Annotated in this window: 8 protein-coding genes; all 8 read right to left on the bottom strand. The window is 59.5% G+C overall.

Annotated elements, in window-relative coordinates; all coding sequences use genetic code 11:
• Nucleotides 1-63: 63 nt before the first annotated feature.
• On the bottom strand, nt 64-1,011 hold the full coding sequence (locus RBR25_RS17335) for a hypothetical protein (protein WP_432820797.1): 948 nt from the start codon (nt 1,009-1,011) through the stop codon (nt 64-66).
• Between the two features lie 117 nt (nt 1,012-1,128).
• Nucleotides 1,129-2,052 (bottom strand): DUF3150 domain-containing protein, encoded by a 924-nt coding sequence (locus RBR25_RS17330; protein ID WP_432820796.1) that lies wholly within the window; start codon nt 2,050-2,052, stop codon nt 1,129-1,131.
• A 72-nt stretch (nt 2,053-2,124) separates the two neighbouring features.
• A complete protein-coding gene (locus RBR25_RS17325) occupies nt 2,125-2,505 on the bottom strand; it encodes a hypothetical protein (protein ID WP_432820795.1) in 381 nt (126 codons plus the stop codon).
• On the bottom strand, nt 2,502-3,527 hold the full coding sequence (locus tag RBR25_RS17320) for an AAA family ATPase (protein WP_432820794.1): 1,026 nt from the start codon (nt 3,525-3,527) through the stop codon (nt 2,502-2,504). The genes RBR25_RS17325 and RBR25_RS17320 overlap by 4 nt, the downstream gene beginning before the upstream one ends.
• An 87-nt stretch (nt 3,528-3,614) precedes the next feature.
• On the bottom strand, nt 3,615-4,202 hold the full coding sequence (locus tag RBR25_RS17315; RefSeq protein ID WP_432820793.1) for a JAB domain-containing protein: 588 nt from the start codon (nt 4,200-4,202) through the stop codon (nt 3,615-3,617).
• 89 nt (nt 4,203-4,291) lie between these two features.
• On the bottom strand, nt 4,292-4,480 hold the full coding sequence (locus tag RBR25_RS17310; RefSeq protein WP_432820792.1) for a hypothetical protein: 189 nt from the start codon (nt 4,478-4,480) through the stop codon (nt 4,292-4,294).
• A 163-nt stretch (nt 4,481-4,643) separates the two neighbouring features.
• Nucleotides 4,644-5,480, bottom strand: coding sequence for a RecB family exonuclease (locus RBR25_RS17305; protein WP_432820791.1), 837 nt, complete (start codon nt 5,478-5,480; stop codon nt 4,644-4,646).
• Between the two features lie 48 nt (nt 5,481-5,528).
• Nucleotides 5,529-6,167, bottom strand: coding sequence for a Rad52/Rad22 family DNA repair protein (locus RBR25_RS17300; protein WP_432820790.1), 639 nt, complete (start codon nt 6,165-6,167; stop codon nt 5,529-5,531).
• Between the last annotated feature and the right edge of the window lie 364 nt (nt 6,168-6,531).

The raw sequence follows: 6,531 nt of genomic DNA, 5'->3' as shown, positions 1-6,531 counted from the left end.
GGTGTAGTTGAAATCGGCAAACAGGCGGTCAAGAAGTTCTTTTTCGATGGCCATTTGGGCTCCTCAGAGGGTGGGGGGCTGGTGTACCCCGGAACGACCATTTACACAAACTAAATTACACCCTCGAGCATTCTGCTCAGCCTGCTCAGACGACGACTTATCCCCTGAGCCCTGCTGGGCCGATGAGTCACTCCGGGCGGCGAGACCATCCGTCTCTTCCGGATCTTTTCCGGCTCCACCGGCCTTACTTTCTTCCTCCCCCTCCTCATTTCCTTCCTCGTCCCCGTTTCCATCCTCCTCGTCCTGATCCATGGGACGCGCCCCGCTCTCCTGCTCCGCGCCCGCTTCTTCCCCCTTCCCGCCCTGTGATCCCTTCTCTTGGCCCGTAATTCTTCCAGCGGGCGGCGGATCCTTCTCGGGGTTCTCCCGCAGCTTCGCAATCAGAGCTTCAGCCAGCCTCAGTGCATCGCTCGTGGAGGTTAGGCGCGGGAACTCCGCTTCCAGCATCTGCTCCACCTCCCTTACCCAAGGGACACCGAAGGCTGCGGCCAGTCTCTTTCGACAGGGTGACAGCAGAGCGCCGAGCGCGTGCTGTCCCAGGATCTCCGTCCGGCCATAGGCCATGACCAGGCCCAGCAGAGCACAGGGCAGATCCCGGGGAATCAGATTCCCCTTTTTGGCGTAATAGCTCGTCACGGCATCCAGATCGAAAGCGGTCCCCGGTCTGTCCCGAGTGAGCAGCGCCTCCACTCGGACATCCTCGATCACGTTGGTCAGCTCCCCCAGCAGGCCTGCCGGACGACTCCCCCGGGTGTGGTGCTTATGAGCAACCTCGTGAAAGACCAGCCCGGTCATGAGCAGCCTCCCCAGGGGGGTGGCGGGCATGCGGGCGATGTTGATCTGACTGCCGTCGGCACTGCAGGAAGAGCTATCGCCACCAATGGTGATCTTCATCTGGGTGTCCCGGCTCAGGGTCAGAGCGAGACCCGCCAGCTCGTTATCGCGAATCATCGTTAAAGTCCTTTCTCGGTGGATGGAAACAGAAACACCCACGGGGAGACGACTCTTGCCGTGGGTGTGGTCTGGTTTGTTATGGACAGGGGCCGCTGAAGTTACCGGTCCGCCAGTTCAGAAGTCCCAGAAGAGTGGCGCCGCCGGTGGGGCCGTGGCCGGATAGCCGCTCGGGTAGGGGAGAAGCGTCTCCTCGTCCGCCTCTGCGGGAACTTCCGTCTCCTCGGCCGCCGCCAGGCCCATGCGCGCCAGCTCCCGACTCAGCAGCCCAGCCAGCATGTTGAGATCCCGCCCCTCGATCGGCCCGCTGCTGGGCAGCTCATCCAGGGTGGCATCGATGGTGGCGATCATGGCCCCCACTTGGGGATCGAGAAAGACCAGCCCGGAGAGCTTTTCCCGCATGGCCAGGATGGGGCGCAGCGCCTTGCGGGTCACCGAGGACTTGCCCACGTAGGACTGCTCGAAGGCGGCCCGCGCAGCCGTTCGTACCTCATGGCAAAGCTGACCGAACAATCCTTGCGCCTGGGCTTCCAGAGATTCGCTGTCTGCGAGGGATTCGGGAGCGTCGATGGTTACCGGCGTATAGGCAAAACCCAGGGCGCGTTCCACATGGGAGACCGGCTCCAAGGCCGCCCGAATGACCGGCGCCCAGGCCGGCGGATTCTCGGCAATCCAGCGCCGTACCTCGTCGTCGTAGCTCTGCAGGAGCTCCGCTTTGGCCTGCTCGAAACGCTGGCGCAGAAGGCAGAGCTTGTCACTCACCTCCTGCGCCTCGTTCGCCGGAACGGCATAGCCCGAGAGAAAGCGTACCCCTTTTGCCAGAAGGATCTTCTCCGCTTCCCTTTTGATCGCGGCAAAGGGGGCCAAGGCTTCGTTTCCAATAATCCGCTTGCTCCCCAGGGACGCCAGGCTTCCCGGCGGCAACTTGTCGGGATCGACGCCGTTGGCGGCCAGATCCTCGGGCCGCAGCTTCTTGCGCCCTGTCCAGAGGCGAATATCGAGGACGAAGAGGACGATGTTTTCCAGAACGGTGAGATGCATAGTTGGTCTCCTTATATTAATAGAGGTGGTAAATGTGGCGGAGATTGGGGAGGGGATATGCCAAGGGGTCGTTTAGAAATCCCAAGCGAGGGCGTGCTGAGATGATGCTTTGATTTCAATCGGATCCGCCACGGTGGACGGTGTCAGCGGTCTGGAGTCTTTCTTCGATTGTGCTGAGAGACTCTTCAGTGCTTGCTGTGACTGCCAACCGGCAGGGCTGTGGTAGGTGTCGATGATCTGATAACCCTTTGCCTGCTTATTCTTGACCAGCTGCTGCATGTCACGGTAGTTGTCGTGTCCTTGCTGGTGTTGATTTACCTGGCCAATCTTCCCCCAGTAACGGTAGAAGGTGCCGCTGTTGGTCAGGCAGCCGACCCAGTCCTTGCCACCTGAGCGAGACGGTGAGCGAAGGTGGAAGCCGATCAAGGCATCTGCTGGTAACGGATAACTCATAGCTGGCCTCCCTGTCGTTCACTCATCTCCGGTGCTGGAATGTTGAAGTGAGTCTGGATGATCTTGTGCAGCATAGCCCGGACATGGGGATCGACTCCGTGACCGAAGGCCTTGTCGAAGGCGTGGTAGAGCGGGGCCACATCGGTGCGGTTCGCTCCCAAGAGGAGTTTTCTTCCCCAGCGCAGTAGATCGCGGATGGAGATGGGGCCGGGACAGCTGCCGTTATCCCAGGCTGTGCGGATGTCCCCCGCCACCTTCACCATGGCGATAATGGCCTGGCTATCGAGAGAAGGCAGAGCATTCTGAAGAATCCGCTCTTCGATCTCCGGAGCGGGGTAGCTCATCTCCCACTTCTCGAATCGGTTGAGTGTGGCCAGATTGAAGACGCTCGTTGCCGCATAGACATCCCCGCCCTGGCCATCCCCCCGGGTATTGGCTGTGGCCGCCATCAGAATGCGCTCGGCCGGTGGAATGATCGTCCCGTCATCGAGGGTGACGACCGCCCGCTCCAGCAGCCGGTGGCAGGCCATCATCACCTCCGGGTTGTAGCCGTCGATCTCGTCGAAGACGATGGCGTACCCTCGGGTGTAGGTGGTCAGCAGATGACCGGGGGTAAAAACCGTATTGCCGTCCACCAGCTGCACCCGGCCAAGGATGTCGTCAGGCTCTGTAGATTTCTTGGCACTGACAATCACTGTCGGAATATGCAAGCGGGCGAAGAGCTGTTTCAGGCACTCGGTCTTTCCGCAACCGGTGGGCCCGGAAATCCACAGGGGCTCGGGGGAAGGCTCGCATAGCCACTCAATAAAATCCTTCACCAGTCCCGGTGTCCAGACATAGCCCGGCGTCGGGGTCGGAACCAGGGGATGCCCGGGGGCAAACCCCGGCAGAGTCATCTGGCTGGGTATGCCGAAGACCTCCTGCACGGTGTAGGTCGTCGGGGTCGGGTCCGGGGTTTCAAGCAGACGAGCCAGGGACCCGGTTGTTTGTTTCGATTGATCTTGTGCGGTGCTGGTGCTCATGGGGTTTCTTCTCCTTGGTCAATGAAGGGTGATCAGAAGGGATTGAGGCGCTTCTTGGCGGCATGGTGTCGAGGCCAGGTGTGGCGTTCACACAAAGAGCGCAACACCCTCTTCAGCACAGCTTCCCTCCGGTGATGGTTCCGGTGAGAAGCCGCCATGGGTCATGGAGACATATCGGCCCTGATCACCGATGATCAGATGATCGAGGACGCGGATGCCCAGCAATTCTCCCGCCTCGGCCAGGCGCTGCTGGATGCTGTAATCCTCCCTGCTCGGCGTTGGATCACCGGAAGGGTGGTTATGTACAAAGACGAGCGCCGCCGCCGAAGAGAGCAGGGCCGACTTGAAGACTTCGCGGGGATGGACGATGCTCGCAGTCAGGCTCCCGACGGAGACCTGGTCGAGGCAAAGGATGCGGTTCTTGTTATCGAGATGGAGGGCAAAGAAGGTTTCGCGGGTCTCGAACTGGAGGAAGGCAAAGAGTGCTGCCACATCCTCGGCCGAATGAATGGCCGGGGCTTCAGCCAGATAGCGGCTCACCGCGCAGCGGATTTCTACGTTCTGGTAAAGGGGGACGATCTCTTTCAGCCGGACGCTGACCAGAGAGGACGAGGATGCCGGTACCTGCTCCTCGGAGAGCGCAGGGGTTTGGTGGGGGAACGGGACAAGATTCATCGATAGCCTCCTGAATAGGAAACGCCGGCAAAGAGCTGGGTCTTCACCGGCGCGGCGTTGGTTTTTTGTTGGAAGGGGGTTTGAAGAGGTCAGTCGGCCAGCCAGTCGATGACCTTATGGCCGTACTTGTACGTCCCATAGCCGATGGCGGTACCGGTCATCGCGACCGCCGCCGCGACGCCATAGGCAAGAGTGCGGGCAGGATCGCCCTGGGCATGCATGAAGACGTGCTGACCTGCTTCGAGGGCCACAGTGATGACATCGCGTTCGCTGCTCATAACGCGACTCGCTGAAGAAGAAGGGTGGAATGAAAGAGGGAAATCATGATGAGGGTCTCCTTTGAAAGGGGGCGGAAGGGGTGCAACGAAGAAACAAAAAACCCGTCATCCGAGGAAGGCGGAGACGGGAACGGTAGAGATATGGGTTGGATTTTGCTCCAAGCTACCAGTCGGCACAGGCTTTCTGATAGGGGCAGTCAGCACACTGCCAGCCGGTACAGGGAACAAAGACCTGTGCTTCGATGGCGGCCAGCACGCTGTCGGCGACACGGGCAAAACGCTGCCGGTCGTTTTGGGTCCGCAGCGTCAGGTGCCTTTCGACCTTGGGTGTTTTCAGCTTGCGCAGGACGTTGAAGGCGCAGTGCAGCGACGACCCTTCTTCCAAGTAGCCGTTCTCGGCCAAGAGTAGGGCATACGCCGAGAACTGCAGATCCCGATCGATGGCTTCCTGAGTCAAGGCCTGCTTAGCGGTCTTGTGATCGACGGCCAGCCATCTTCCCAGCTGATCGCGCAGGAGCAGATCGACGGCACCAATCAGAGCGATGTCGTGACCAGCACCATCGGCAGATGTCAGCGTCGCCTGCAGCGGCAGTTCCACCGCGATGACCTCCATCCCTTGAAAACTGGGATCGACGAGAAAGGCCCGCAGCAGTCCTTCCCCCTGGGTCAGAAGGGTTTCGGCATCGGGCGCCTCGGCTTTATAAAGAATGGGTGCCTGAACCTGCCCAAGCTGTCGACTCAGCGCCTCACGGAAATGATCAAGGACATCATCTCCAGAAGGCGCTGCTCCCTTGTCCCGGAGGCTCTCATAGTAGTGGGCCAGGCTGCTGTGGATGGCCGAGCCGAGAAGGAGGGAAGCCCCGACATGTTCCGGGGATCGGCCCTGAACATAGTGGAACTGGTACCGCAGTGGACAGGTCAGATAGGTATTGATCTGAGAGTAGCTTACATGCAGCTCCTGCCGAAGCTGCTGTAACGAGCGGGCGGGCGTGTTCATCATCAACCTCCTTGTTGGATAGGACAGATGGATAAGGGGAGAGACTCGACGTCAGGCGGCCTGGATGGCCCCAGCGAAGAGGCCTTCGATCAACCGGCTGGCCTCGGCCTTGGCAAGGAAATCCACCACCCGGCCATACTGCTGTTGGCAATGACGGTTGAGCTCGTTTTTGTTGATGCCGGCCTCGGCGGCGAGCTTGAGGATCAGTTGATGCTGCTTGGGAGAGAGTCGGCCTGAGCTGGAAGAGGACCTTGGTGAGGGAGGATCCGCCGAGCTGTTCGTTCTGGGGTGGCCTATCGGAGGGGATGGCGCCGGCTGGCCTTCGTCACTGCGATAGAGCTGCAGGCCGACCCCGAGCAAGGTGGCGCATTTCTTCAGCGCATCGGAAGCGGCGGCCTTGAGATCATCGCCAAGGCACATCAGTTCCCCGCTTTGCCGGTGGCGCTTCAGTGTGGCGCTGCCGATCTGCATCTTGACGATCTCTCCGGCGACCAGCTTGCCGACGACAATGACCTCGGACAGATCTTCTCGAACCACATGCTCGACGATATGGAAGCTCCAGTCGCCGTCCAGAGCCTCGTTGAGGCGCTGAACCACTGTGGAAGTCTCCAGGTAGTCGAGGGTTTTACCGAAGCTTCCCTCGCGCTGCTTGATGTCGGCAGGCGCGAAGAGGGCCTGTAGAGCGGACAAGGTTTCTCGGTCCATAGGTATCTCCTGTTTTTGGGGTGGTTAAACGTAAAAAGGCCGATGCAACTCGTAAGCGAGGCATCGGCCAAGGGGGGCTAAATTGGGTATCTACTGTCTTATAACGAAAAAAGAGGCGGTTTTAGAAAATAAAAAAAGATGCTGCCAAGGAGGGTTACGGGGAGAGGAGAGTTTGAATAGGTCCGTAGGTAAGGGATTGTTTTTTGTAACTATTCAGCACAAAATTTGAAAAAAGTTCTTGACACGGTCTTTATGTCATTTTTGTAAACTCTGCACGCCTTGTTCGAGGGGTGCGCAAAGACCTCTCAGGAGAACCGCGCTCCTCCCTGGGGGATGATGGAGAGATAAG

The organism is Trichloromonas sp., assembly GCF_034006665.1.
Classification (GTDB): Bacteria; Desulfobacterota; Desulfuromonadia; order Desulfuromonadales; family Trichloromonadaceae; genus Trichloromonas.
The sequence above is the reverse complement of the archived record's forward strand: the minus strand, read 5'-3'. Positions and strand labels throughout refer to the sequence as shown.